The organism is Micromonospora sp. LHW51205 (assembly GCF_003315815.1).
In the GTDB taxonomy this organism is placed as follows: Bacteria; Actinomycetota; Actinomycetes; order Mycobacteriales; family Micromonosporaceae; genus Micromonospora; species Micromonospora chalcea.
This window is the reverse complement of record NZ_QMEZ01000001.1, coordinates 111,261-136,812: the sequence shown is the minus strand read 5'-3', so window position 1 is coordinate 136,812 and position 25,552 is coordinate 111,261. Positions and strand designations below refer to the sequence as shown.

20 protein-coding genes are annotated in these 25,552 nt (G+C 71.5%); 11 read left to right on the top strand and 9 right to left on the bottom strand.

What is annotated here, in order from left to right:
• Nucleotides 1–232 precede the first annotated feature (232 nt).
• Nucleotides 233–1,999 carry a ribonuclease Y gene (gene rny / locus DQE82_RS00635; protein ID WP_030504155.1) on the top strand — a complete coding sequence of 589 codons (1,767 nt, stop codon included), beginning with the start codon at nucleotides 233–235 and terminating at the stop codon, nucleotides 1,997–1,999.
• Nucleotides 2,000–2,055: 56 nt separating this feature from the next.
• Here the strand turns inward: rny and DQE82_RS00630 are convergent, their stop codons facing one another.
• From DQE82_RS00630 to DQE82_RS00615, 4 genes are read right to left on the bottom strand one after another with little or no spacing between them, the layout of a single operon-like run.
• Nucleotides 2,056–3,024 (bottom strand): amino acid ABC transporter permease, encoded by a 969-nt coding sequence (locus DQE82_RS00630; protein WP_043325734.1) that lies wholly within the window; start codon nucleotides 3,022–3,024, stop codon nucleotides 2,056–2,058.
• Nucleotides 3,021–3,728 (bottom strand): amino acid ABC transporter permease, encoded by a 708-nt coding sequence (locus tag DQE82_RS00625; RefSeq protein WP_043325733.1) that lies wholly within the window; start codon nucleotides 3,726–3,728, stop codon nucleotides 3,021–3,023. Before DQE82_RS00625 ends, DQE82_RS00630 begins: the two co-directional genes overlap by 4 nt.
• A 36-nt stretch (nucleotides 3,729–3,764) precedes the next feature.
• Nucleotides 3,765–4,643 carry a glutamate ABC transporter substrate-binding protein gene (locus DQE82_RS00620; RefSeq protein ID WP_043325728.1) on the bottom strand — a complete coding sequence of 293 codons (879 nt, stop codon included), beginning with the start codon at nucleotides 4,641–4,643 and terminating at the stop codon, nucleotides 3,765–3,767.
• Between the two features lie 52 nt (nucleotides 4,644–4,695).
• Nucleotides 4,696–5,451: an amino acid ABC transporter ATP-binding protein gene (locus DQE82_RS00615; RefSeq protein WP_030504151.1), complete on the bottom strand. Its 756-nt coding sequence runs from the start codon at nucleotides 5,449–5,451 to the stop codon at nucleotides 4,696–4,698.
• 198 nt (nucleotides 5,452–5,649) lie between these two features.
• On the opposite strand from DQE82_RS00615, the gene selD reads away from it, so the two are divergent.
• Nucleotides 5,650–6,639 carry a selenide, water dikinase SelD gene (selD, locus tag DQE82_RS00610; protein WP_113971758.1) on the top strand — a complete coding sequence of 330 codons (990 nt, stop codon included), beginning with the start codon at nucleotides 5,650–5,652 and terminating at the stop codon, nucleotides 6,637–6,639.
• A 212-nt stretch (nucleotides 6,640–6,851) separates the two neighbouring features.
• Nucleotides 6,852–7,331 (top strand): hypothetical protein, encoded by a 480-nt coding sequence (locus DQE82_RS00605; RefSeq protein WP_043325725.1) that lies wholly within the window; start codon nucleotides 6,852–6,854, stop codon nucleotides 7,329–7,331.
• Nucleotides 7,332–7,410: 79 nt separating this feature from the next.
• On the opposite strand, the gene DQE82_RS00600 is transcribed toward DQE82_RS00605, so the two are convergent.
• The gene (locus DQE82_RS00600) at nucleotides 7,411–7,638 is read right to left on the bottom strand and encodes a DUF2277 family protein (protein ID WP_043325723.1); all 228 of its coding nucleotides are present in this window, start codon (nucleotides 7,636–7,638) and stop codon (nucleotides 7,411–7,413) included.
• 52 nt (nucleotides 7,639–7,690) lie between these two features.
• Here DQE82_RS00600 and miaB point away from each other — a divergent pair, with 52 nt between their 5' ends.
• Nucleotides 7,691–9,190, top strand: a complete 1,500-nt coding sequence (miaB, locus tag DQE82_RS00595; protein WP_064447112.1) for a tRNA (N6-isopentenyl adenosine(37)-C2)-methylthiotransferase MiaB — start codon at nucleotides 7,691–7,693, stop codon at nucleotides 9,188–9,190.
• A 94-nt stretch (nucleotides 9,191–9,284) separates the two neighbouring features.
• Here miaB and DQE82_RS00590 read toward each other — a convergent pair whose 3' ends face one another.
• Complete coding sequence (locus DQE82_RS00590; RefSeq protein WP_113971757.1) at nucleotides 9,285–10,907, bottom strand: cellulase family glycosylhydrolase; 1,623 nt, start codon at nucleotides 10,905–10,907, stop codon at nucleotides 9,285–9,287.
• A 331-nt stretch (nucleotides 10,908–11,238) separates the two neighbouring features.
• The gene (locus DQE82_RS00585; RefSeq protein WP_064447113.1) at nucleotides 11,239–12,447 is read right to left on the bottom strand and encodes a DUF349 domain-containing protein; all 1,209 of its coding nucleotides are present in this window, start codon (nucleotides 12,445–12,447) and stop codon (nucleotides 11,239–11,241) included.
• 205 nt (nucleotides 12,448–12,652) lie between these two features.
• Between DQE82_RS00585 and DQE82_RS00580 the strand changes: the two genes are divergently transcribed.
• Genes DQE82_RS00580 through dapF form a run of 3 tightly spaced genes read left to right on the top strand, consistent with a single transcriptional unit; the run spans nucleotide 12,653 to nucleotide 15,160 of the window.
• Nucleotides 12,653–13,372, top strand: a complete 720-nt coding sequence (locus tag DQE82_RS00580; protein ID WP_113971756.1) for a class III extradiol dioxygenase subunit B-like domain-containing protein — start codon at nucleotides 12,653–12,655, stop codon at nucleotides 13,370–13,372.
• Nucleotides 13,369–14,274, top strand: coding sequence for a tRNA (adenosine(37)-N6)-dimethylallyltransferase MiaA (gene miaA / locus DQE82_RS00575; RefSeq protein ID WP_113971755.1), 906 nt, complete (start codon nucleotides 13,369–13,371; stop codon nucleotides 14,272–14,274). The genes DQE82_RS00580 and miaA overlap by 4 nt, the downstream gene beginning before the upstream one ends.
• 7 nt (nucleotides 14,275–14,281) lie before the next feature.
• The gene (dapF, locus tag DQE82_RS00570; protein WP_113971754.1) at nucleotides 14,282–15,160 is read left to right on the top strand and encodes a diaminopimelate epimerase; all 879 of its coding nucleotides are present in this window, start codon (nucleotides 14,282–14,284) and stop codon (nucleotides 15,158–15,160) included.
• Between the two features lie 743 nt (nucleotides 15,161–15,903).
• Here the strand turns inward: dapF and DQE82_RS00565 are convergent.
• A complete protein-coding gene (locus DQE82_RS00565; protein WP_013284747.1) occupies nucleotides 15,904–17,376 on the bottom strand; it encodes an NAD-dependent malic enzyme in 1,473 nt (490 codons plus the stop codon).
• A 169-nt stretch (nucleotides 17,377–17,545) separates the two neighbouring features.
• Between DQE82_RS00565 and hflX the strand changes: the two genes are divergently transcribed.
• Together hflX and DQE82_RS30610 are read left to right on the top strand one after the other, a co-directional pair.
• A complete protein-coding gene (gene hflX / locus DQE82_RS00560; protein ID WP_233514557.1) occupies nucleotides 17,546–19,036 on the top strand; it encodes a GTPase HflX in 1,491 nt (496 codons plus the stop codon).
• A gap of 50 nt (nucleotides 19,037–19,086) precedes the next feature.
• On the top strand, nucleotides 19,087–20,772 hold the full coding sequence (locus DQE82_RS30610) for a hypothetical protein (RefSeq protein WP_158559957.1): 1,686 nt from the start codon (nucleotides 19,087–19,089) through the stop codon (nucleotides 20,770–20,772).
• Between the two features lie 56 nt (nucleotides 20,773–20,828).
• Here DQE82_RS30610 and lexA read toward each other — a convergent pair whose 3' ends face one another.
• Nucleotides 20,829–21,611, bottom strand: a complete 783-nt coding sequence (lexA, locus tag DQE82_RS00550) for a transcriptional repressor LexA (RefSeq protein WP_043325711.1) — start codon at nucleotides 21,609–21,611, stop codon at nucleotides 20,829–20,831.
• A 490-nt stretch (nucleotides 21,612–22,101) separates the two neighbouring features.
• Between lexA and nrdR the strand changes: the two genes are divergently transcribed.
• Nucleotides 22,102–22,602, top strand: coding sequence for a transcriptional regulator NrdR (gene nrdR / locus DQE82_RS00545; RefSeq protein WP_013284751.1), 501 nt, complete (start codon nucleotides 22,102–22,104; stop codon nucleotides 22,600–22,602).
• A 34-nt stretch (nucleotides 22,603–22,636) separates the two neighbouring features.
• Complete coding sequence (locus tag DQE82_RS00540; protein ID WP_113971752.1) at nucleotides 22,637–25,534, top strand: vitamin B12-dependent ribonucleotide reductase; 2,898 nt, start codon at nucleotides 22,637–22,639, stop codon at nucleotides 25,532–25,534.
• The last annotated feature ends 18 nt before the right edge of the window (nucleotides 25,535–25,552 follow it).

Below are 25,552 nucleotides of genomic sequence, written 5' to 3'. Positions count from 1 at the left end.
CCGACGGAAAGCTGCCCAGAACCAGCCGCTCCGGTCGGGCGTACAGAGCCGCAGGCGCGTGTCCTTCGCGCGTGTCCTGCGGCGCCGACGTTCAGGGGGAGGCGGCCATGGCGGGGCGGCACAGGTTCACCGGCGGTCTGCCACACGGCCCCGACCCCGCATCGGCGGGCGACAGCCCGGCCACCGGGTATCGACGAGCCGGCAACGCCGGCCGGGCCGGCGGAGCGGTTCGATGAGCGCCTTCGACATCGTTCTCCTCGTGGTGGTGCTGCTGCTCGTCGTGGTGGTGGTCGGCGCCGTGCTGTTCGGCGTGCGTACCCTCAAGCGGCTCAGCCTGGCGCCCGCGCCGGAGGATCCGGCCTTCATCGCGGAGAAGGACCGGCAGGAGCAGTCGCTCGCGGCGCTGCGGACCGCCGCCAGCGAGGCCAACAGCACCATCGACGTGGCGAAGTCCGCGGCCGCGGCGGCGCGGGCCGAGGCGGCCGCCGCGAAGGCGGAGGCGAAGGCGGCCCGGGCCGAGGCGCGGCGGGTGCTCGACGACGCCCGCGCCGAGGCGGACACCGTGCTGGAGCGCGCGCACAAGCAGGCCGAGGCGGACGCCGAGCAGCTGCGCGCCACCGCGCGGCGCAGCGGCGAGCGTGAGGTGGCGGTGCTGGCCGCCACCACCCGGGAGCAGGCGGCCGAGGTGGAACGCCGGGCCGCCCGGATGGACGAGCGGGAACGGCTGCACACCGAGGAGGTGGAGCGGCTGGCCGAGCGGGAACGGCAGCTCACCGCCGCCACCGCGGCGCTCGCCGCCCGGGAGGCAGCCCTGGCCGAGCGGGAGCGGACGCTGACCGAGGTGGAGGAGCAGCGCCGCCGGGAGCTGGAGCGGGTGGCCGGCCTGACCGCCGACGCGGCCCGCGCCGAGCTTGTCGAGTCGATCGAGGGGCAGGCGAAGCGGGAGGCCGCGCTGCTGGTCCGGGAGATCGAGGCGGACGCGCGGGGCAGCGCCGAGCAGCGCGCCCGCAACATCGTGGTGGACGCCATCCAGCGGGTCGCCAGCGAGCAGACCGCGGAGAGCGTGGTCAGCGTGCTGCACCTGCCCGGTGACGAGATGAAGGGGCGCATCATCGGCCGGGAGGGGCGCAACATCCGCGCCTTCGAGTCGGTCACCGGCGTCAACCTGATCATCGACGACACGCCCGAGGCAGTGCTGCTGTCCTGCTTCGACCCGGTACGCCGGGAGGTCGGCCGGGTCACGCTGGAGAAGCTGGTCCTGGACGGCCGGATCCACCCGCACCGGATCGAGGAGGTCTACGACCTGGCCCGGCAGGAGGTGGAGGAGCTGTGCCACCGGGCCGCCGAGGACGCGCTGGTCGAGGTCGGCATCACCGAGATCCACCCGGAACTGGTGACGCTGCTGGGCCGGTTGCGCTACCGCACCTCGTACGGGCAGAACGTGCTCAAGCACCTGGTGGAGACCGCGCACATCGCCGGCGTGATGGCGGCCGAGCTGCGGCTGGACGTGCCGACGATCAAGCGGTGCGCGTTCCTGCACGACATCGGCAAGGCGCTCACCCACGAGGTGGAGGGCAGCCACGCGATCATCGGCGCGGACGTGGCCCGCAAGTACGGCGAGAGCGAGGACGTGGTGCACGCCATCGAGGCGCACCACAACGAGGTGCCGCCGCAGACCATCGAGGCGGTGCTGACGCAGGCGTCGGACGCCTGCTCGGGCGGGCGGCCGGGCGCGCGGCGGGAGAGCCTCGAGGCGTACGTGAAGCGGCTGGAGCGGATCGAGGAGATCGCGGCCGGCAAGCTGGGCGTGGAAAAGGTCTTCGCCATGCAGGCGGGCCGGGAGATCCGGGTGATGGTCAAGCCCGACGACGTGGACGACATCGGCGCGGCGGTGCTGGCGCGGGACGTGGCCAAGCAGATCGAGGAGGAGCTGACCTATCCGGGTCAGATCCGGGTGACTGTGGTGCGCGAGTCCCGGGTCACCGAGATCGCCCGCTAGACCGGGGAACACGAAAGGGCTGGCCGTTCACGGCCAGCCCTTTCACGTGTGGCGGGTCAGACGCCGCCGGCACCCTCGGCCTGCGAGGTGAGCGCGGCCGGTGGCGGGGCCGGCGCCGGGGTGCCGGCGCTCTTGCGGCCCTGGGAGAGCCGGTGCTGGACGTACTGGGCCAGCTTCGACAGCGAGTAGTTGATGGCGATGAACAGCACGGCGATCACCACGTACACCTGGATCGGGTTGCCCAGGACGCCGATGATCTGCTTGCCGATGTTGAGCGTCTCCTCGTAGCTGATGATGAAGCCCAGCGAGGTGTCCTTGAGCACCACCACGAGCTGGCTGATCAGCGCCGGGAGCATGATCCGGAAGGCCTGCGGCAGCAGGATCAGCCCGGTGGTCTGGAACGGGGAGAGCCCGATCGCCGAGGCCGCCTCGGCCTGCCCGGAGGGCAGGCCCTCCATGCCCGAGCGCAGGATCTCGGCGATGACCACGGAGTTGTAGATGGTCAGGCCGATGACGAGGTACCAGAGGTTGTCGAACGAGGCGCCGAACTCGGGGAAGCCGCGCGCCACGAAGAAGATGGTGATGACGACCGGCAGGCCGCGGAACACCTCGACGCAGACCCGGGTCACGGCGGCCAGCACCCAGCTCAGCCCGCGCAGCAGGTACGCCACCGGTGCGGCGGCTCCGGTGAAGCGCCGCCGGGTCAGGCTCTTGAGCTGGATCCGCAGGACGGCGAGCAGGGTGCCGACGACGAGCGACGAGACGATGGCCAGCGCGGCGGCGATCAGGGTGTTCTTGAGGCCGTACCCGATCCGGTCCCAGACGAGCGGGAAGTTCTCGTTCGAGGGGTCGACCAGCGGCCCCCACAGCTCCATCGAGAATTGGCCTTTGTCAGCAAGCGGCCGGTAGATGAACAGGTAGGCGCCGGCCAGCACCACCACGACGGCGACCAGGCTGCTGATGAGCGTGACGCGTCGCTGGCGCGGCCCGGGAACGTCGTAGAGGACGCTGGTCTGCTGGCTCATCGGGCCACCGCCTGTCGCTTCTCGATCCGGTCCAGCAGGGCGCCGAGCGGGACCGTCATGATCAGGTATCCGACGGAGATGCCGATCGCCACCGGAATGAAGGGGTAGCCGCCGGCGGAGGTGAGCTGATCGGCGGTCTGCGAGAGGTCACCGACCACGCCGAAGAAACCGACGAGCGCGGAGTTCTTGATCATCGCGATGATGACCGAGCCGAGCGGCACCACCGAGGCCTTCCAGGACTGCGGGAGCACGACGTGCCGCAGGTTCTGGCCGAAGGTGAGGCCCAGCGAACGCGCCGCCTCGGCCTGCCCGGGCGGCACCGCGTTCACGCCGGAGCGCAGGGCCTCGCAGACGAACGCGGCGGTGTAGAGGACCAGCGCGATCAGGCCGAACCGGAAGTAGGGCAGGTCGGTGCCGAGCCGGCTGAAGATCGAATCCAGGCCCGGGATACGCAGGAAGTCGGCGTTGGAGCCCAGCGCCGGCAGGCCGAACGCGGCGAAGAACAGCACCACTGTCAGCGGCAGGTTACGGAAGATGTTCACGTACGTGGTGCCGACCGCGCGCAGCGGCGGCACCGGCGAGATCCGCAGCACCGCCACGACGGCGCCCAGGATCAGGGCGCCGATCGCGGCGAGAAAGCAGATCTGGAGGGTGAGCCAGAACCCGCCCGCGAAGACGTCGAACTTGTCGATGAGCACATTCACGGGTCGGTTTCCTCCCCACCCTCCGGATCTAGCGGATCAGTAGCGGTTGACGGCGGGCGGGTCGCCCAGGGTGGCGCCGAACTTGCCGGCGGTGTCGTCCCACGCCTTCTTCCAGCTGCCGTCCTGGAACGCCTTGTCGAGCGTGTCGTTGATGAAGTTACGGAAGTCGGTGTCCTCCTTCTTGACACCGATGCCGTAGGGCTCCTTGGTGAAGTTGTCGCCGGCCATCTTGAAGGACGCCTCGTCCTTGGCGATGTAGCCGAGCAGGATGACGTTGTCGGTGGTGACGGCGTCGACCTGCTTGCCCTTCAGGGCGTCGCGGCACTTGTCGTAGGTGTCGAAGAGCACCAGCTGGGTGCCGACGTCCTTGACGTACTTCTTGATCTCCTCGGCCGGGGTGGAGCCGGTGACCGAGCAGACCTTCTTGGTGCCGTCCTTGAACGAGTCGGGGCCGGTGATGGCCGCCTCGTCCTTGCGGACCATGATGTTCTGGCCGGCCTCGTAGTACGGCCCGGCGAAGGCGATGCGCTCCTTGCGCTTGTCGTTGATCGTGTAGGTGGCCGCGACCAGGTCGACGGTGCCGTTCACGATGACGTCCTCGCGGACCTTCGACGGCGTCTCGACGTACTCGATCTTGTCCTCGGGGATGCCGAGTGCCTTCACGATCAGCTTGGCGACCTCGACGTCGAAGCCCTCCGGCTTGCCCGACAGGCCCTTCTGGCCGAAGCCCGGCTGGTCGAACTTGGTGCCGACCTTGATCTTCTGGGCCTTGCTCAGCCGCTCCATGGTGCTGCCGGCCGCGAAGTCCTTGCTGCCGGCGCCGGTGCCCTCGTCGTCGCTGTCGCCACCGCAGGCGGACAGGCCGAGCGCCAGAGTCGCCGCCGCGGCAACCGCCGCCACGCGCTTGTAACGCATACTCAATCTCCTTCTTCGACGGAGCCGCCGGGACGACTCCAACTACGGACGCTCAGTGAGTGAGGATCTTGGAGAGGAAGTCCTTGGCCCGCTCGCTGCGCGGGTTCGCGAAGAACTCGGCCGGCGGCGCGTCCTCGACCAGTTGCCCGTCGGCCATGAAGACCACCCGGTTGGCGGCGTGCCGGGCGAAACCCATCTCGTGGGTCACCACGACCATGGTCATGCCCTCGCTCGCCAGGGACGTCATCACGTCCAGCACCTCGCCGACCATCTCCGGGTCCAGCGCGCTGGTCGGCTCGTCGAAGAGCATCGCCTTGGGCTGCATGGCCAGCGCGCGGGCGATCGCCGCCCGCTGCTGCTGACCGCCGGAGAGCTGCGCCGGGTACTTGTCCGCCTGGTTGGCGATGCCGACGCGGTCGAGCAGCGCCAGGCCGCGCTCGCGGGCGGCGGCCGGCTTCTCCTTGCGCACCTTGACCGGCCCCAGCGTGACGTTCTCCAGGATGGTCTTGTGGGCGAAGAGGTTGAACGACTGGAAGACCATGCCGACCTCGCTGCGCAGCTTGGCCAGGGGCTTGCCCTCGGCCGGCAGCGGCTGCCCGTCGAACGTGATGGTGCCCTTGTCGATGGGCTCCAGCCGGTTGATCGTGCGGCACAGCGTCGACTTGCCGGAGCCGGACGGGCCGATCACCACGACCACCTCGCCCCGGCCGACGGAGAGGGACACGTCGTCGAGCACGTGCAGCGGCCCGAACCACTTGTTGACCCCGTCGAGCACGATCAGCGGGTCGCCCGTCGTCACGTCGTCCACCGTCCCTGTCGTCCATGCCGGAATTGGGGGTCGATCGACCCCCGGTTGGGCAACTGTAGGCGGGGTGATGTGGCAGTACGCAACTCAGATGGTCACGGAGCGGTAACACCGGTCACCTGCATACCGGCACGTCCGAATTTTGTCGCCGTCCGGGTGGGCCGAGTGGCGCCGAAGGCGCTGGCCAGAGATCATGAGGTGATGACCGACGCGATCCGGCTGACCGACTACGCCCGCGGTGGCGGCTGCGCCTGCAAGATCCCTCCGGGCGAGCTGGAGGCGATGGTCGCCGGCCTCGGCGCGACCGGCGGCTCGGCCGACCTGCTGGTCGGCCTGGAGAACGGCGACGACGCCGCGGTGGTCCGGCTGGACGAGCGTACGGGCCTGGTGAGCACCGCCGACTTCTTCACCCCGGTGGTCGACGACGCCTACGACTGGGGGCGCATCGCCGCCGCCAACGCGCTCTCCGACGTGTACGCGATGGGCGGCACCCCGCTTGTCGCGTTGAACCTGCTCTGCTGGCCGCGCGGCGTGCTGCCGCCGGAGATGGCCCGGGAGGTGCTGCGCGGCGGTCTGGACGTGGCCCGGGAGGCGAACTGCCACCTGGCCGGCGGGCACAGCGTGGACGACGACGGCCCGAAGTACGGCCTGGCGGTCACCGGCGTGGTCCGGCCGGAGGAGCTGATCACGCTGGACGCCGGGCGGGCCGGGCTGCCGCTGTCGCTGACCAAGCCGCTCGGCGTGGGCGTGCTCAACACCCGGCACAAGCAGACCGGCCAGCGTTTTCCCGAGGCGGTCGAGTCGATGGCCCGGCTCAACCGGGACGCGGCCCGCGCGGCGGTGGCCGCCGGCATCCGCTGCGGCACCGACGTGACCGGTTTCGGCCTGCTCGGGCACGCCTCGAAGCTGGCCCGCGCGAGCCGCCTCACGGTGGCGATCGACGCGGCGGCGGTGCCGTACCTGCCGGGCGCGCGGGAGGCGATGCGCGACGGGTACGTCAGCGGCGGCACCCGGCGCAACCTGGACTGGGTCAACCCGTGGACGGACTTCGGCGACGCGGACGAGGGAGAGCGGCTGCTGCTGGCCGACGCGCAGACCTCGGGCGGCCTGCTGGTCGCCGGTGAGGTGCCCGGTGGGACCGTCATCGGTGAATTGCTGCCGGCCTCGGAGCACCTGATCCGGGTTCGCTGAACGCGCCGGTGGGCGCGGCGGGAACGCGAACACGGCACCGTACCCGATAAACTGTCATCTTCCAGCTACTCTGGGCAACGTCGCCCGAGGGAATTTTGCCCGGAATGGTCACAGACCGGTAACTTGCGCCCGGCTGAGGGCAAATGCCCCCCACCATCGTCAGTAGGGCCCGATCCGGAGGCCGGTGGAAACGAGCGCGGCGAGGAGGCGGCATGACCGAGCTGTGGAACTGGAGAATCGACGGCGGCGAGCCGGTGGAGGTCTACCCGGCACTGGCCGAGGCGCTCGGCCGGGTGGTGATGCCCATGGCCGTCGCCGACCCGATGCGGCTCCCCGCGTACGCGGTGGTCTGCGACGTGTGGGAGGCGCCCGGGCTGTACGGCACCGTGGTCGACTGTTACGGCGTGCCCGAGAGCCTGGCCGAGCTGCCCGCGCTCGCGGCGCTGGCCCGGCTGCTGGGCCGCAACTGCCTGATGCGCGACGACACCCTCGACGCCGGCCGGCACCTGCTGTTCGCGCCGGACGGCACGATCCGCCCGGTGCACTTCGACGTGGCCGACACCGACGACGGCGAGGTGCTCAGCCACCACCGGCTCTGCACGCAGGCCGACCCGCGCTGCCGGGGCTGGTCGCAGTGCCACCGCTCCCGCTGGGCCCCCGACACGGTCGCCCCGGCGCTCGCCGCCGCCTGACCGCGAGCGCCGGCCGGAGGCGGTGACCGGCGCTCGCCGCCGTGCCCCCGCCCGGCGGCGAGCCGTGGCGGCCCCGGGCTCAGTCCCGGGTCGCCGGCTGCTGGCCCCGCACCACGAGCTGGTCGAGCAGCGTCGCGGTGGCGGCGGCCACGGCGTCCACCGCGGCGTCGAACGCGGCCGCGTTGTGCGCCGCCGGGGTACGGAATCCGGAGATCTTCCGGACGTACTGCAACGCGGCGGCGCGGATGTCCTCCTCGGTCACCACCGGGACGTACGGCTCACGCAGGGTCTTGATGCTCCGGCACACGGCTCCTCCTCGTTCGATCCGATCAGCTCCACCCGGATACGCTGTCCGGGTCATGACTACCGCAGCCGCGGGCAGCCCGCGCACCTACCAGGTGCGTACGTACGGCTGCCAGATGAACGTGCACGACTCCGAGCGCATCTCCGGCCTCCTCGAGGACGCCGGGTACGTGCGCGCCGCCGAGGCCGACGAGCAGCCCGACGTGGTGGTGTTCAACACCTGCGCGGTCCGGGAGAACGCCGACAACCGGCTCTACGGCAACCTGGGTCATCTGCGCCCCGTGAAGGCCAAGCACCCCGGGATGCAGATCGCCGTCGGCGGCTGCCTGGCCCAGAAGGACCGGGGCGACATCGTCCGCAAGGCGCCCTGGGTGGACGTCGTCTTCGGCACGCACAACATCGGCTCGCTGCCGGCGCTGCTGGACCGGGCGCGGCACAACACCGCGGCCGAGGTGGAGATCCTGGAGTCGCTGGAGGTCTTCCCCTCCACGCTGCCGACCCGGCGCGAGTCGACGTACGCCGGGTGGGTCTCGATCTCCGTCGGCTGCAACAACACCTGCACGTTCTGCATCGTGCCCTCCCTGCGCGGCAAGGAGAAGGACCGCCGCCCCGGCGACGTCCTCGCCGAGGTGCGCGCGCTCGCCGACGCCGGCGTGCTGGAGGTGACGCTGCTCGGGCAGAACGTCAACTCGTACGGCGTCGAGTTCGGCGACCGGTACGCCTTCGGCAAGCTGCTGCGCGCCTGCGGCGACATCGACGGGCTGGAGCGGGTGCGGTTCACCAGCCCGCACCCGAAGGACTTCACCGACGACGTGATCGCCGCGATGGCCGAGACGCCGAACGTCTGCCACTCGCTGCACATGCCGCTGCAGTCCGGCTCGGACGACGTGCTGCGGGCGATGCGCCGCTCGTACCGGTCGGAGAAGTACCTGGGGATCATCGAGAAGGTCCGGGCGGCGATGCCGGACGCGGCGATCACCACCGACATCATCGTCGGCTTCCCCGGCGAGACCGAGGCCGACTTCGCCCGCACGCTCGACGTGGTCCGGGAGGCGCGGTTCTCCTCGGCGTTCACGTTCCAGTACTCCAAGCGCCCCGGCACCCCGGCCGCCACGATGGACGGGCAGCTGCCCAAGCAGGTCGTGCAGGAGCGCTACGAGCGGCTGATCGCCTGCGTCGAGGAGATCACCTGGGCGGAGAACAAGAAGCTGGTCGGGGAGACCGTCGAGGTGCTGGTGGCGGTCGGCGAGGGCCGCAAGGACGAGCGCACCGGCCGGATGTCCGGCCGTGCCCGCGACGGCCGGCTCGTGCACTTCGCCACCGGTGAGCTGGCCGGGCAGATCCGCCCCGGCGACATCGTGCACACAGTCGTCACGTACGCCGCACCGCACCACCTGAACGCCGACGGTGCGCCGCTGGCACACCGGCGTACCCGGGCCGGTGACGCGGCCGAGGCGGGACAGGTTCCGCGTACGCCCGGGGTGCTGCTCGGACTGCCGACGATCGGCGCGCCGGCCGCGGCGCCCGCCCCCACCGGCGGCTGCGCCGCCCACTGACCGGATGCAAGGAAGGGCCCCCTTTTAACACTCGGTGTTAAAAGGGGGCCCTTCCTCTACCGCAGGCGTTAATAAGGGGCCCTTCCTTGCACGGTCAGCAGGCGGTGCCGTTGAGCTTGACCGTGGCGGGGGCGGCGGCGGTGCCGTTGGCGGTGAAGCCGACGGTGACCGACGCGCCCGGCGCCAGCGACGACGCCCAGCCCGGCGCGGCGGCAGTCACAGTGGTGCCGGACTGCGTGACAGTGGCGTTCCAGCCGCTCGCCAGCGTCACCCCGGACGGCCAGGTCCAGGTGGCCGACCACGGGTTCACCGCGGCGGTGCCGGTGTTCTTGACCGTCAGCTCACCCTGGAAGCCGCCCGCCCAGGAGTTGATCTGCTTGTAGGTGGCGGTGCAGCCACCGGTCACCGGAGGCGGCGGGGTGGTCGGCGCCGGTGACGTGTTCGGCGTGCCGGTCGGGGACGGGCTGGTGGTGCCGCCACCACCGGTCGGCGGGATCAGGTACGGCGTGAGGATGTCCTGCTTCGGCTGGTTGATAGTGGTCCAGTCGTCGTTGGCGATGCCGCCGGTGTCACCGGAGTTCGGGTTCCACGACCAGTACGTGAACGACATGCCGTTCACGCCGGTGCCGGTGTACGCCATCAGGTTCTGCAGCCAGATCTTGTCCTTGGGGTCCTGCAGCGTGGTGCCGAACTCACCCATCATGATCGGCGCGATGTTCTGCTTGTACAGGTAACCCCAGTACTTGTCCCAGATGGCCGGCATGTTCGCCGGGTACGTCGGGTCGTCGAACCAGGCCTGCCGGTAGACCGACGTGGCGTACTCGTGCGGCGAGTAGACCAGCCGGTTCGCCACGTTCAGCCGGACCGGGAACTGCCCGGCCTTGGACAGGTTGCCGCCCCACCAGCCGCAGTCCTCGTCGTTGCTGGGGTCGTTGTCCCAGACGTTCGACAGGCCGCCGCTCGGGCAGCTCACCCCCTCCACGAAGATCAGCCAGTTCGGCTGCACGCCGAGGATCGCGTTGCCGGCCCGCTCGGCGGCCAGCCGCCAGTCCCGGGCGGTGTCGCCGCAGCCCCAGCAGGCGCCGGTGGCGGCCGGGTTGGTGCCCTCGGCGTGCGGCTCGTTGTGCAGGTCCGCGCCGATCACTGTGGTGTTGCCGGCGTACCGCTGGGCCAGCATCTTCCAGTCGTTGATCCAGGTCGCCTCGGAGACGGTCGAGGTGTACCAGAGCGGCGACTGCCCGGCCGACGTGGGCCGGTGCCGGTCCAGGATGACCCGCATCCCCTTGCTGCCCGCGTAGTCGATGACCTTGTCGAGGATCTGCAGCGGGGAGAGCCCGATCAGGTCCGGGTTGACGAAGTCGTTGATGCCGGTGGCTGTCGCGCCGGACTTGAGCGCGTCGTTCGAGTACGGAATCCGCAGCGTGTTGTAGCCCAGCCGGGCCATGGTGTCGAGCTGGCCGCGCCACGGGTTGCTCGACCACAGCCCGTGGAACGTCTTGTTGTCGGTCTCCATCCCGAACCAGTTGATGCCGGTCAGCCGGACTGTCGCGCCGGTACTGTCGACGATCTTGTTGCCGCTGGTGTGCAGGTAACCGGTGCCGGTGCCACCGGCCGCCGCGGCGGCCGGTGTGGTGGAGACGGCGGCGGCGACGAGAACGCCGGCCGCAGCGGTGGCGAGCGCCGTCAGGGCGCCGCCGAGGGCGGTGCGTCGGTGCATGGGAGCTCCACTTCGGATGCCCGCGCCGCGCAGGCGCCGCGGGCGGCAGGACCAGGAGGCACGTCCCGCTCGTCATCGAGTACGCGCGCAGCGCGCGCCGGGCCGTGTCGTGTGGACGGCCAACCGCGAGATGTCGCACCGGCGACCGTCGACGGCGAGATCAGCCGTCGGTGCCCTCGTGCCGGTGCCTGAACCTGGCTCCGCCGCTCATTCTGATCAGCCCGCCTCGATGCGTCAACCCGGCCCGGACGCAGGTGAGCCCCCGGGCCGGAACGGCCGGGGGCTCACCCGATGTGTTTGTCCGCCGGCCTGCCCGGCGGGGGTGCGTGCGTCAGCCGGCCTGCTCGGCGAGCTGGAGGAACTGCCGCTTCGACGCGAGCGCCTGCTCGGCCTCCTTGATCCGGCGGGCGTCACCGGCGGCCTGGGCCCGGGCCAGCCGGTCCTCGGCCTCGGCGACCTGGGCGCGCATCTGCGCCAGCAGCGGGTTGTCCTCCTTGGAGGTACGCCGCCACGCCGAGTCCATCACCTCGCGGACCTTGTCGTCCACGGCCCGCAGCCGGCGCTCCAGCCCGGACGCGGCCTCGCGGGGCACGCGACCGGCCTCGTGCCACTGCGCCTGGATCTCCCGCAGCTTCGCCTGGGCGCCCTTCGGGTCGGCGTCGACGTCGAGCGCCTCGGCCTCGGCCAGCAGCGCCTGCTTGCGCTCCAGGTTGGCGCGCTGCTCGTTGTCGCGTGCCGAGAAGACCTCGCTGCGCCGGCTGAAGAACTCGTCCTGCGCGGCCCGGAACCGTTCCCAGAGCTTCTGCTCGGCCTCCTTGGCGGCGCGCGGCGCGGCCTTCCACTGGGCCATCAGGTCCTTGAGCTGCCCGGCGGTGACGCCCCAGTCGGTGGAGTCCTTGAGCTTCTCCGCCTCGGCGACCAGCTCCTCCTTGACCGTCTGCGCCTGCTTGCGCTGCTGGTCCAGGGAGGCGAAGTGGGCGCCCCGGCGGCGGGTGAAGCCGTCCCGCGCGGCGGCGAACCGCTTCCACAGCTCACCGTCGGTCTTCTTGTCGACGCCGCGGATGGTCTTCCACTCGTCGAGGATCTCCTTGAGCCGGTCCCCGGCGGTCTTCCAGCCGGTCGACTCGGCCGCCAGCTTCTCGGCCTCCTCGACCAGGGCGGTCTTGCGCGCCAGCGCCTCACCGCGGGCGGCCTCGCGGGCCGCCTTGGCCTCGCCGGCCTTCTCCTCGGCGACGACGGCGAGCTTGTCCAGCCGGGCGGCCAGCGCGTCGAGGTCACCGACCACGTGCGCCTCGGCCAGCGAACCGCGGATCCGCCGGATCGTGGTCAGGGAGTGGCCGGCATCAGCCGCGCCCGAGTTGAGCCGGGCCTCGGTCAGGTCGACCTCGGTCACCAGATCGGCGTAGCGCCGGGCGAAGTGGGCGAGCCCTTCCTCCGGTGCGCCCGCCTGCCAGGATCCGACCACCCGCTCGCCCTCGGTCGTCTTGACGTAGACGGTGCCGTCCTCGTCCACCCGTCCGAAGGCAGTCCAGTCGCTCATGTGCCCATCCTCGTTCTCCCGGCGTCGAGGGGACAGTCCCCTCGAATCGCCGCCACGGCGCAGCAAACTTTCTCCCGGCATTGTCACAGGTCCGACCCGGTCCGTGTCGAGCGCCTGCCGTCGACCGTGACCATACGGTGTCGTACGCCCTCGATGACCGGATCGGCGCGGGGACGCACCGGCGGATCCCGATAGGTTTGGGGGCGTGCCACTGGTCGCCGCCGCAGTCTGCCCCCATCCGCCGTTGATCGTGCCCGAGCTGGCCGGTGCCGCCGCGCCCGAGCTGGACGACCTGCGCGCCGCCGCCGACGCCGCTGTCGCGCGGCTGCTCGCCGCCGGGCCCGAGGCGGTCCTGCTCGTCGGAGCAGGGCCGGAGACCGTCCGGTTCAACGCCGCCGACTGGGGTTCCCTGCGCGGCTTCGGGTTGGACCGGCCGGTGCGGCTGTGGAAGATCTCCTGCTCCGGCGCGGAGCGCCTGCCGCTGAGCCTGACCGTCGGCGCCTGGCTGCTCAACCGTTCCGGCACAGAGCTGCCCCGCCTGGCCCGGTCGGTGGCCCACGACGCCACACCGGCGGAGTGCGCGGCGTTCGGCGCGAGCCTGATCGCCGACGACGATCCGCGGGTCGCGCTGCTCGTGCTCGGTGACGGGTCCGCCTGCCGCGGCGTCAAGGCGCCGGGGTACGACGATCCGCGCGCCGAGGCGTACGACGAAGGGGTTGCGGTTGCCCTGGCCGGCGCGGACACCGACGCCCTGCTCGGCCTGGACCCGGGGCTGTCGGCGGAGCTGAGGGTCGCCGGGCGCGCGCCGTGGCAGGCGCTGGCCGGCGCGGTCGACGCGGCCGGCGGCGACTGGCGGGGTGAGCTGGGTTACCACAGCGCCCCCTACGGCGTGGCCTACTTCGTGGCGAACTGGGAGCGGGCATGACCGTCGTGGCGGTGGTCGGGCCGACCGCGGCCGGGAAGTCGGCGCTGAGCATCGCGCTGGCGCACGCGCTCGGCGGCGAGGTGGTCAACGCCGACTCGATGCAGCTCTACCGGGGCATGGACATCGGCACCGCGAAGCTGACGCCGGCCGAACGCGAGGGTGTGCCGCATCACCTGCTGGACATCTGGCCGGTGACCGAGCCGGCAAGCGTCGCGGAGTACCAGGCGCTGGCCCGCGCGGCCGTCGACGACATCCTGGCCCGGGGGCGGGTGCCGCTGCTGGTCGGCGGCTCCGGGCTGTACGTGCGGGCGGTGCTGGAACAGTTCGAGTTCCCCGGCACCGACCCGGCGCTGCGGCAGCGGCTGGAGGCGGAGCTGGCCGCTGTCGGCCCGCTGCCGCTGCACGCGCGGCTGGCCGAGGCGGACCCGGGGGCGGCGGCGAGCATCCTGCCCACGAACGGACGGCGGATCGTGCGGGCGCTGGAGGTGATCGAGCTGACCGGCGCGCCGTTCACCGCGTCGCTGCCGTCGCCCACGCCGTACTACCCGTCGGTGCAGCTCGGCGTCGACCTGGACACCGCGTCGCTGGACGAGCGGATCGCGCTGCGGGTGGACCGGATGTGGGCCGCCGGCCTGGTCGACGAGGTGCGGGCGCTGGTCGGCGAAGGGCTGCCCGAGGGCCGTACCGCCAGCCGGGCGCTCGGCTACCAGCAGGTGCTGCGGTTCCTGGCCGGGGAGCTGACCGAGGCCGAAGCGCACGAGGAGACCGTCCGCGCCACCCGCCGGTTCGTCCGCCGGCAGCGCTCCTGGTTCCGGCGCGACCCGCGCGTGCACTGGCTGGACTCGGCGTCGCCCACGTTTCTCGACACTGCCCTGCGGGTGGTCGCCGAGCATCGGCCATGATGGGGGCGTGGAGTTCACAAAGGGTCACGGCACCGGCAACGACTTCGTCATCCTGCCCGACCCGGACGGCACCCTCGACCTGACACCCGGCCTGGTGGCCGCGCTCTGCGACAGGCGGCGCGGCCTCGGCGGCGATGGCGTGCTGCGCGTCGTACGCGCCGCCAAGCACCCCGAGGGCGTCGCGCTCGCCGGTGAGGCCGAGTGGTTCATGGACTACTGGAACTCCGACGGCTCGTTCGCCGAGATGTGCGGCAACGGGGCCCGCGTGTTCGTCCGCTACCTGCTGGACCGTTCGCTGGCCGCCGCCTCGTCCTCGTCGTCCTCGTCGTCCTCGTCCTCGTCGGGCGGGACGCTGCCCATCGCCACCCGCGCCGGTCTGGTGCGGGCCCGGGTCGAGGGCGCGGACGTGGCGGTCGAGATGCGCCGCCCCCGGCTGTACGACACTGCGACCGCGACGCTCGGCGGGCTGACGCTGCCCGGCGCCGCAGTGGATGTCGGCAACCCGCACCTGGTGTGCGCGCTGCCCGCCGCGCTGGAGCTGACCGGCCTCGACCTGACCCGCGCGCCCGAGGTGGACGCCGGGACCTTCCCGGCCGGGGTGAACGTGGAGTTCACCACGCCCGGCGAGCCGGTGACCGGCGCCGACGCGCACGTGCTGATGCGGGTCTACGAGCGCGGCTCGGCCGAGACACTGTCCTGCGGCACCGGCGCGTGCGCGGTCGGCGCGGTGGCGTTGCGCGACGCCGGGCTCGACACCGGCACGGTGGCGGTGGACGTACCGGGCGGACGCCTGACGGTCACCGTGACAGCCGACTCGTGCTGGCTGTCGGGCCCGGCGGTCCTGGTGGCCACCGGCACCCTGACCCCGTCCGCCCTGACCCCCTGACCGCGCCCTCTCCGTCTGCGGCGCCCCCCTTCGCGGTTGATCAAGGAGTTTGCGGGGGATTTCCGGCGTCCCAGTGACACGAACTCCTTGGTCAACTTGGGATGTTCGCGGCCCTGGCACGCGGGGCCTTGTCCGTCCGTCCCCCTGGCGCGCTGCCGCCCGGCATGATCAACACCAGCTCGCCGAAGTGGTGGTGTCGCGGAGCCTCTGATGGCACCACTTCGGGGAACTGGTGTTGATCAAGGGCGATGATGCCGCCACTTCGGGGAAGTGGAGTCGATCAAGTCGGGGTGAGGGTCATGTGTCCGACTTGTTCCCCTCGGGGTGGGGCGCTGTTGTGGATCTTGGAAGATTAGGGCCCCTCTGGCTGCCATTTCCTTCCAAGATCTCGCGTGGACGCGCGTCGGGCGACGCGCGTCCACGCGGGTGCGGGTGGCGTGCGTAGCCGAAGAAGTGCGCGCGTGTGCTGAGAAGAGCGTCTGAGCCGGGCAACTCGCGTGCGGTGGAAGCCACGCCCCTGTCCCGGAAGCTGCTGGTGTGCCCGAATCGGCACGTGCACCCAGAAGCCGTGCGCGTGCCCGGAACACGCGCGCTCGTGTCTCCGACCCGGCAGGGGCGTGCCCCGCGACGAGGCGCTGCCCTGAGGAGGTGCTGTCCCGCGAGGAGGCGCTGTCCCGCGAGGAGGCGCTGTCCCGCGAGGAGGCGCTGCCTTGCGAGAGGGCGCCGCGAGCGGCAGGAGCGCGTCAGGGGGTGGCGCTGGCGTTGGCGGCGATCTCGGGCAGGTCGGCCGGGCCCGGGTCGGCCGCCGGCGCCGGCGTGGCGGCCGGGTTCTGGGCGGCGGCCCGCACGGCGGCGGCCACCGCCGGGGCGACCCGGGAGTCGAACACGCTCGGCACGATCACCGTCGGGTTGATCTTGTCTTCGCCGACCACGTCCGCGATGGCCCGGGCGGCGGCGAGCGCCATCTCCTCGGTGAACTCCTCGGCGTGCGCGTCGAGCATGCCGCGGAACACGCCGGGGAAGGCGAGCACGTTGTTGATCTGGTTGGGCTGGTCGGAGCGGCCGGTGGCGACCACGGCGGCGTACTTGCGCGCCTCGCGCGGGTCCACCTCCGGGTCGGGGTTCGCCAGCGCGAAGACGATCGAGTCCTTCGCCATGGCGGCGACGTCCTCGCCGGTGAGCAGGTTCGGCGCGCTCACGCCGATGAACACGTCCGCGCCGCGTACCGCACCGGCCAGGTCACCGGAGTAGTTCTCCTTGTTGGTGTTCTCGGCCAGCCACTGCCAGGCCGGGTTGAGGTCCGGCAGGCCGCGGTGCAGGGCGCCCTGGCGGTCGTACGCGATGATGTCGCCCACGCCCTGGCGCAGCAGCAGCTTCATGATCGCGGTGCCGGCCGCGCCGGCGCCGGAGACCACGACCCGGACGTCCGCGAGCTGCTTGCCCACGACGCGCAGCGCGTTCGTCAGCGCGGCCAGCACGCAGATCGCGGTGCCGTGCTGGTCGTCGTGGAAGACCGGGATGTCCAGCGCCTCGCGCAGCCGGGCCTCGATCTCGAAGCAGCGCGGCGCGGCGATGTCCTCCAGGTTGATGCCGCCGTACGCGGGCGCGATCGCCTTGACGATCGCCACGATCTCGTCGGTGTCCTGGGTGTCCAGCACCACCGGCCAGGCGTCCACCCCGCCGAAGCGCTTGAACAGGGCGGCCTTGCCCTCCATCACCGGCAGCGAGGCGGCCGGGCCGAGGTTGCCCAGGCCGAGCACGGCGGTGCCGTCGCTGACCACGGCGACGGTGTTGCGCTTGATGGTGAGCCGGCGCGCGTCGGCCGGGTTCTCCGCGATGGCCATGCAGACCCGGGCCACACCCGGGGTGTACGCGCGGGACAGCTCGTCGCGGGTGCGCAGCGCGACCTTCGGGGTCACCTCGATCTTGCCGCCGAGGTGCAGCAGGAACGTGCGGTCGGAGACCTTGCGGACGTCCACCCCGTCGAGCGCGGTGAGCGCGTCGACGACCTGGTCGGCGTGCCCGGCGTCGGCGGTGTCGCAGGTGAGGTCGACGATCACGTGCGCGGGGTCGGAGTCGACCACGTCCAGCGCGGTGACGATGGCCCCGGCCTCGCCGGCGGCGGTGGTGAGCCGGCCGATGGAGGAGGCGTCGGCGGGTACCGCGATCCGGATGGTGATGGAGAATCCGGCACTCGGCAGTCGTGTGTTGGCCACGAGAAACTCCTCCGTCGGCGCTGAGCGGCTCGACTGGCATTTCTACTCGCCCGCGCAGGTCGCCCGGCATCCGCCCCCGCTACCGGTCAGTAGCGTCACGGGCATAAGGCAGGTGCGCCGGGCGTTGTCACATGTCAGGATTGCTGTCACGCGCCGAAAATTCTCGGCGATGCACATAACGGACAGGAGACGCAGTTTGCGCGAGCAGGAGACCTTCCATCCCTACACCGACGACGAGCTCGAGGCCACCACGGGCGAGTACGAGCTGTCGGAGCGGCAGGCGCTGCGGCGGGTCCCCGGCCTCTCCACCGAACTCACAGATATCACCGAGGTCGAATACCGCCAGCTGCGGCTGGAGCGGGTCGTCCTGGTCGGCGTCTGGACCGAGGGCACCCAGACCGACGCCGACAACAGCCTCACCGAACTGGCGGCGCTGGCCGAGACGGCCGGCTCGCAGGTGCTCGAAGGGCTGATCCAGCGCCGGCACCGGCCCGACCCGGCCACGTACATCGGTCGCGGCAAGGTCGACGACCTGGGCGCGGTGGTGCTGTCCACCGGCGCCGACACCATCATCTGCGACGGTGAGCTGTCGCCGTCGCAGCTGCGCAACCTGGAGCAGCGCACCAAGGTCAAGGTGGTCGACCGGACCGCCCTGATCCTCGACATCTTCGCCCAGCACGCCAAGAGCAAGGAGGGCAAGGCGCAGGTCGAGCTGGCCCAGCTCGAATACCTGCTGCCGCGCCTGCGCGGTTGGGGCGAGACGCTGTCCCGGCAGACCGGCGGTAGCGGTCGCGGCGGTGGCGCCGGCGGCGGCGTGGGCCTGCGCGGTCCCGGTGAGACCAAGCTGGAGACCGACCGTCGGCGTATCCGCCACCGCATCGCGCGGCTGCGCCGCGAGATCAAGAGCATGGCGACGGTACGCCAGACCAAGCGCTCCCGGCGCACCCGTAACGCGGTGCCGGCGGTGGCCATCGCCGGCTACACCAACGCCGGCAAGTCCAGCCTGCTCAACCGCCTCACCGGGGCGGGCGTGCTGGTGGAGAACGCGCTGTTCGCCACGCTGGACCCGACCACCCGCCGCGCCACCACGGCCGACGGGCGGCTCTACACGCTGTCCGACACGGTCGGCTTCGTCCGGCACCTGCCGCACCAGATCGTTGAGGCGTTCCGCTCGACGCTGGAGGAGGTCGCCGACGCGGACCTGGTCGTGCACGTGGTCGACGGCACCCACCCGGACCCGGAGGAGCAGGTCCGGGCGGTACGCGAGGTGCTCGCCGAGGTGGGCGCCGACCGGCTGCCGGAGCTCCTGGTGGTGAACAAGACCGACGCCACCGACGAGGAGACGATGCTGCGGCTCAAGCGGCTGTGGCCGGACGCCGTGTTCGTCTCCGCGCACAGTGGCCGCGGGATCGACGAGCTGCGCGAGGCGGTCGAGCGCCGGCTGCCCCGGCCGGCCGTCGAGGTGCGCGTCGTACTCCCGTACGACCGGGGTGACCTGGTCGCCCGGGCGCACCGGCAGGGTGAGGTGCTCAGCACCGCTCACCTGCCCGAGGGCACGCTGCTGCACGTACGGGTGGGCCAGGGGCTCGCCGCCGAGCTCGCGCCCTACCGGGCGGGGGATCGGCTGACCAGCGACGAGCGGGTGGGCGCCGGACGGTGAGCCGTCCGGCGTCACCCGCCGGAAACCCGCGTCGTGCGACACTGAGCGTCATGCGGCACGTTGTCTCCTCGGTCACGCTCGCGCTCGGCCTGGTCGGCGCGGTCGTGGCGCCGGCCGGGCCGGCCCCGGCGGCTCCCGCCGCGGCCCCCGTGCTGGCCGCGGCTCCCAAGAAGAAGTGCACGGTCGAGGACAACCGCCTCCGCGAGCTGTCCGGCCTGATCGCCACCAGCAGCGGGTACGTCGTGATCAACGACGGCACCGACGACCCCAGCCGCAAGCGGGTCTTCTACCTGGACGCCAAGTGCAAGGTCGAGAAGGAGGTCCGGTACTCCGGTGACGGGCCCTTCGACACCGAGGACCTGGCGCTCAGCCCGGACCGCAAGACGCTCTGGATCGCCGACACCGGCGACAACGTGGAGAAGAAGACCCGCCGGGAGCGGGTCGCGGTCTGGACGATGCCGCTGAGCGGCGCGAGGCAGCCGGTGCTGCACCGGCTCAGCTACCCGGGCAAGGAACCGCACGACGCGGAGGCCCTGCTCGTCGGCGACGACAACATGCCGCTGGTGATCACCAAGGACCTGTCCGGCAAGTCGGAGATCTTCACCCCGACGGTGAAGCTGAAGGCCGCCGGCGACCCCGAGCCGATCCCGATGAAGAAGGTCGGCGAGGTCACGCTGCCGAAGACCGACACCGAGAACAAGCTCGGGTCGCCCGGGCGAGCGCTGGTGACCGGCGCGGCCCGTTCACCCGACGGCAGCAAGGTCGTGCTGCGTACGTACGCCGACGCGTTCGAGTTCGACGTGTCCGGCGGCGACATCGTCAAGGCGCTGACCACAGGTAAGCCCCGGATCACCCCGCTGGCCGACCCGTTCGGCGAGGCGATCTCGTACACGCCCGACGGCAAGTTGTTCGTCACCGTCTCCGACGGCGGGACGCTGGACGACTCGGATCCGATCGACATTCTCAGCTACACGCCGTCCACCAGTGGCGCGGAGGCGCTCCCGAACGGCGGCAAGGCCGAGACGAAGGCGGCCGCCGAGAAGTCCTGGCTCGAAGGGCTCTCACTCGACGAGATCACGTACCTGATCGCGGCGGTCGGGGTGATCGGCGCGCTCCTGGTCGGCGCGGGCGTCTTCGGGATCCTGCGGTCGCGGCGCAAGCCCGCGCCGCGGGCCGAGGAGCCGGAGCGCAGCGGCGAGTTCCCGGTGAACGGCGGGTTCCCGTCGGCGGAACGGCCGGAGGCACCGCGCGGCGGGGTCTACGGCGGGGGCCAGGGCGGCGTCTACGGTGGCGCGGCGAACGGCGACCGTCCGCCCTCGGGCGGCGTCTACGGCGGTGGCCGGCCGGGTGGCGGCGTGTACGGCGGCGGCCCTCAGGAGGGCGGCCGTGGCCAGGGCGGTGGCCGTCCCCCGGGCGGCACCCGTCCGCAGGGTGGTGGGGTGTACGGCGGTGGCGCCCCGGCCGGCGGCGGAGGTCGCGGTGGCGGTGTCTACGGCGGTGGCCAGGGCGGCGGCGGCCAGGGCGGTTCGGGTCGTGGCGGTCAGGGTGGCGGCCCGGGCGGGCCCGGTTACCGCGGGCAGCCCGGTGGCGGGCCGCGCGGAGGCGGCGGCCGGGCCGAGCCGCCGCGTCGCGGCCAGGACCCGCGTGGCGCGCGCCGCGACGACGGCTACGACGATCGGGGTCAGTACGGCCCGGTGTCCGGTGGTGGCCGGGAGTACCGGGGCGACCGCTACTGAGACGACATGGAAAAGGGGGTGACCGCGACGGTCACCCCCTTTCCGCTGCTGTGGGGTCAGATGCGGCGCAGCACCGCCACCACGCGACCCATGATGGTGGCGTCGTCGCCGGGGATCGGGTCGAAGGCCGGGTTCTGCGGCATCAGCCAGACGTGCCCGTCCCGCCGCCGGTAGGTCTTGACCGTCGCCTCGCCGTCGAGCATCGCGGCGACGATGTCGCCGACCTCGGCGTTGGGCTGCTGCCGGACGACCACCCAGTCGCCGTCGCAGATCGCCGCGTCGAGCATCGAGTCGCCCTTGACCTGGAGCATGAAGACCTCGCCCTCGCCGACCAGCTCGCGGGGGAGGGGGAAGATGTCCTCCACCGCCTGCTCGGCCAGGATCGGCCCACCGGCGGCGATGCGGCCCAGCATCGGCACGTACGCCGGGGTGGGGCGCTGCGCGCGGGCGGCCTCGTCGTCGGCCTCGCCCGGGGCCCGGACGTCGACGGCGCGTGGCCGGTTCGGGTCGCGGCGCAGGAAGCCCTTCTTCTCCAGCTCCTTGAGCTGGTAGGCGACGCTGGACGGGGAGACCAGGCCGACCGCCTCACCGATCTCGCGCACGCTCGGCGGGTAGCCGTGCCGCTCGACCCAGGTGCGGATGAACTCCAGGATCCGCCGCTGCCGGGCGGTCAGGTCGACGCTCGTCGGGTCGGGGAAACTGCTCACCACCGGCGTGACCGGGCGTACCGCCGCCGGGGCGGTGCGGCTGCGGGCGGCGCGGGGGCGGCGGGTCGCCGGAGGACCCGCCCCGTCGTTCGGCTGCGGGTTCTTCTGCCGGCTGGCCCGGTCCTCGGTCACGTCCGTCCCTCCCTGGTCGGCGCTGGGGTGCCTCGTCGGCTCGTGGTGCGTGTGGTCTGACCGTATAGGTGAGATCGGTCATTTTCAAACATCTGTACGACCTGCTGTCGGCGTGTCGTGCCGAATTCCTGGATTTCCGAACTGTTGTTCTGATAGAAGAGTACGCCGCTCGTACAGATGTTCCATTGCGGCGGGCCGTGTCCAGCGCGGGAGGCCGTCCGTTGGGCTCCTCGGCGGGGTCGCGCCGACCGTGATTCTGATGACGCGCCGGACACGCCCGCCAACTTGACCTCGCTTGGGGTTCGGCATACGGTCGACCCCTAGATGTAGTAGTCACACGGGCGTAAGTCGCCCACAGGTTGGGTTCAACTACCGAACGCACTCCCGCACCGCGCATCCGGCGACGGTCATCGGACGATGACTCCGCCGTGCCGACGTGTGCCCGGGAGCCGGTAGGTGTGCCCGCGATCGACGCCAGGAGGTCGGGCCCATGCGCTGTCCGTACTGCCGGCACGCCGACTCCCGGGTGGTCGACTCGCGGGAGGCCGACGACGGCCAGCTCATCCGGCGGCGGCGGTCCTGCCCGGAGTGCGGCAAACGGTTCACCACCGTCGAGGAGGCGGTGCTCGCGGTGGTCAAGCGCAGCGGGGTGACCGAGCCGTTCAGCCGTACGAAGATCATCGGCGGGGTGCGCAAGGCGTGCCAGGGGCGGCCGGTCGACGACGACTCGATCGCGCTGCTGGCACAGAAGGTCGAGGAGACCGTACGGGCCAAGGGGGCGGCCGAGATCCCCAGCCACGAGGTGGGCCTGGCCATCCTCGGCCCGTTGCGCGACCTCGACGAGGTGGCCTACATGCGGTTCGCCAGCGTCTACCGGTCCTTCGACTCGCTCGCCGACTTCGAGCGGGAGATCGAGACGCTGCGGGCCGCCGCGCGCGCCCGGGAGGGCGCCGGTGCCGGTGCGGCGGACGCCGCCGGCGCGATCAGCTGACATTTTCGGGTTTCTGACAGGTACACGAGGCGCGGTGGGTGACCGTGCCGACGAGGGGGGCGAGGGCGTGACGACCAGCAGGTCACGGAACAAGGCCGGGGCGGGGCTGAAGATCGAGCGCGTCTGGACGACCGAGGGGGTGCATCCCTACGACGAGGTCACCTGGGAGCGCCGCGACGTCGTCATGACGAACTGGCGGGACGGCTCGATCAACTTCGAGCAGCGCGGGGTGGAGTTCCCCGAGTCCTGGTCGGTGAACGCGGCGAACATCGTGACCACCAAGTACTTCCGGGGCGCGGTGGGGACCCCGGAGCGGGAGTGGTCGCTGCGGCAGCTGATCGACCGGGTGGTCGACACCTACCGCACCGCCGGTGAGGAGTACGGCTACTTCGCTACCCCGGCCGACGCCGAGGTGTTCGCGCACGAGCTGACCTGGATGCTGCTGCACCAGGTGTTCAGCTTCAACTCGCCGGTGTGGTTCAACGTCGGCACGCCGTCGCCGCAGCAGGTCAGCGCCTGCTTCATCCTGTCGGTCGACGACTCGATGGACTCCATCCTCGACTGGTACAAGGAGGAGGGGCGGATCTTCCAGGGCGGCTCGGGCGCCGGGGTCAACCTGTCCCGCATCCGTTCCTCGAAGGAACTGCTCTCCTCCGGCGGCACCGCCTCCGGCCCGGTCAGCTTCATGCGCGGCGCGGACGCCTCCGCCGGCACCATCAAGTCCGGCGGCGCCACCCGGCGCGCGGCCAAGATGGTCATCCTCGACGTCGACCACCCGGACATCGAGGAGTTCGTGGCGACCAAGGCGCGCGAGGAGGACAAGATCCGCGCGCTGCGCGACGCCGGGTTCGACATGGACCTGGGTGGCGCCGACATCGTCAGCGTGCAGTACCAGAACGCCAACAACTCGGTCCGCGTCTCCGACGAGTTCATGACCGCCGTGGAGAACGGTGGCGGCTTCGACCTGCGCGGCCGGCTCGACGGGCAGACCATCGAGACGATCGACGCGAAGAAGCTGTTCCGCACCATCTCCCAGGCCGCGTGGGAGTGCGCCGACCCGGGCCTGCAGTACGACGACACCATCAACGACTGGCACACCTGCCCGGAGACCGGGCGGATCACCGCGTCGAACCCGTGCTCGGAGTACCTGCACCTGGACAACTCCTCGTGCAACCTGGCCTCGCTGAACCTGATGAAGTTCCTGCGCGCCGACGGCGGCTTCGAGGTGGAGAAGTTCGTCAAGTCGGTCGAGTTCGTCATCACCGCGATGGACATCTCGATCTGCTTCGCCGACTTCCCGACCGAGAAGATCGGTGAGACCACCCGCGCCTACCGGCAGCTCGGCATCGGGTACGCCAACCTGGGCGCGCTGCTGATGGCCTCCGGCCTGCCGTACGACTCGGAGCAGGGCCGGGAGGTGTCCGCCGCGATCACCTCGCTGATGACCGGCACCGCCTACCGCCGGTCCGCCGAACTGGCCGGCATCGTCGGCCCGTACGACGGCTACGCCCGCAACGCCGAGCCGCACAAGCGGGTCATGCGCAAGCACGCCGCCGCCAACGACGCGATCAAGCCGACCGGCACCGTGGGCACCGCCGTGCAGCGCGAGGCGACCAAGCAGTGGACGCTGGGCAACAAGCTCGGTGACAAGCACGGCTGGCGCAACTCGCAGGCCAGCGTGCTCGCCCCGACCGGCACCATCGGCCTGATGATGGACTGCGACACCACCGGCGTCGAGCCGGACCTGGCGTTGGTGAAGTTCAAGAAGCTGGTCGGTGGCGGCTCGATGCAGATCGTCAACCAGACCGTGCCGCGCGCCCTGCGCAGCCTCGGCTACCCCGAGGAGCAGGTCGAGGCGATCGTCGAGCACATCGCCGACCACGGCCACGTGGTGGACGCCCCGGGCCTCAAGCCGGAGCACTACCCGGTCTTCGACTGCGCCATGGGTGAGCGCTCGATCGCGCCGATGGGCCACGTGCGGATGATGGCGGCCGTCCAGCCGTTCATCTCCGGCGCCATCTCCAAGACGGTCAACATGCCGGAGCAGGCCACCGTCGAGGACGTCGAGAAGATCTACTTCGAGGGCTGGAAGCTCGGCCTCAAGGCGCTGGCGATCTACCGGGACAACTGCAAGGTCGGCCAGCCGCTGTCGGCGGCGAAGAAGAACAAGAGCACCGTCGAGACCCAGGCCCCGGCCGCCGAGCCGGAGAAGGTCGTGGAGAAGGTCGTCGAGTACCGCCCGGTGCGCAAGCGGCTGCCGAAGAAGCGCCCGTCGGAGACCATTTCCTTCTCGGTCGGCGGCGCGGAGGGCTACCTCACCGCCTCGTCGTACCCGGACGACGGTCTCGGCGAGGTCTTCCTCAAGATGTCGAAGCAGGGCTCGACCCTGGCCGGCGTGATGGACGCCTTCTCGGTGGCCATCTCCATCGGTCTCCAGTACGGCGTCCCGCTGGAGACGTACGTCAGCAAGTTCACCAACATGCGCTTCGAGCCGGCCGGCATGACCGACGACCCGGACGTGCGGATGGCCGCCTCGGTGATGGACTACATCTTCCGTCGCCTGGCGCTGGACTTCCTGCCGTACGACCGCCGCGCCGAGCTGGGCATCTTCACCGCCAAGGAGCGGGCCGCCCAGCTCGCGGCCGAGGCGGAGGCGGAGGCGAGCGGTGCGGACCTCACCGCGATGGCCGCCTCCGCCCCGGTCGAGGCGCCGGAGCCGAAGACCGGCCCGATCGCGCAGCCGGCGCAGGAGATGGCCGACGTCGCCGCGGTCAAGCCCGCTCCGGTGGTGGGTTCCAGCACGGAGCTGCTGGAGGCCGTGATCGGCAAGGCCGCCGACGCGCCGCTCTGCTTCACCTGCGGCACGAAGATGCGGCCCGCCGGTAGCTGCTACGTCTGCGAGGGCTGCGGCTCCACCAGCGGCTGCAGCTGACGACCGACCGAAGACGCG

Excerpts from the sequence above, each read along its gene's own strand:
- rny (WP_030504155.1), top strand. The coding sequence starts at position 233 with ATGAGCGCCTTCGACATCGTTCTCCTCGTGGTGGTGCTGCTGCTCGTC.
- DQE82_RS00630 (WP_043325734.1), bottom strand. The coding sequence starts at position 3,024 with ATGAGCCAGCAGACCAGCGTCCTCTACGACGTTCCCGGGCCGCGCCAG.
- DQE82_RS00620 (WP_043325728.1), bottom strand. The coding sequence starts at position 4,643 with ATGCGTTACAAGCGCGTGGCGGCGGTTGCCGCGGCGGCGACTCTGGCG.
- selD (WP_113971758.1), top strand. The coding sequence starts at position 5,650 with ATGACCGACGCGATCCGGCTGACCGACTACGCCCGCGGTGGCGGCTGC.
- DQE82_RS00605 (WP_043325725.1), top strand. The coding sequence starts at position 6,852 with ATGACCGAGCTGTGGAACTGGAGAATCGACGGCGGCGAGCCGGTGGAG.
- miaB (WP_064447112.1), top strand. The coding sequence starts at position 7,691 with ATGACTACCGCAGCCGCGGGCAGCCCGCGCACCTACCAGGTGCGTACG.
- DQE82_RS00590 (WP_113971757.1), bottom strand. The coding sequence starts at position 10,907 with ATGCACCGACGCACCGCCCTCGGCGGCGCCCTGACGGCGCTCGCCACC.
- DQE82_RS00585 (WP_064447113.1), bottom strand. The coding sequence starts at position 12,447 with ATGAGCGACTGGACTGCCTTCGGACGGGTGGACGAGGACGGCACCGTC.
- miaA (WP_113971755.1), top strand. The coding sequence starts at position 13,369 with ATGACCGTCGTGGCGGTGGTCGGGCCGACCGCGGCCGGGAAGTCGGCG.
- hflX (WP_233514557.1), top strand. The coding sequence starts at position 17,546 with ATGCACATAACGGACAGGAGACGCAGTTTGCGCGAGCAGGAGACCTTC.
- DQE82_RS30610 (WP_158559957.1), top strand. The coding sequence starts at position 19,087 with ATGCGGCACGTTGTCTCCTCGGTCACGCTCGCGCTCGGCCTGGTCGGC.
- nrdR (WP_013284751.1), top strand. The coding sequence starts at position 22,102 with ATGCGCTGTCCGTACTGCCGGCACGCCGACTCCCGGGTGGTCGACTCG.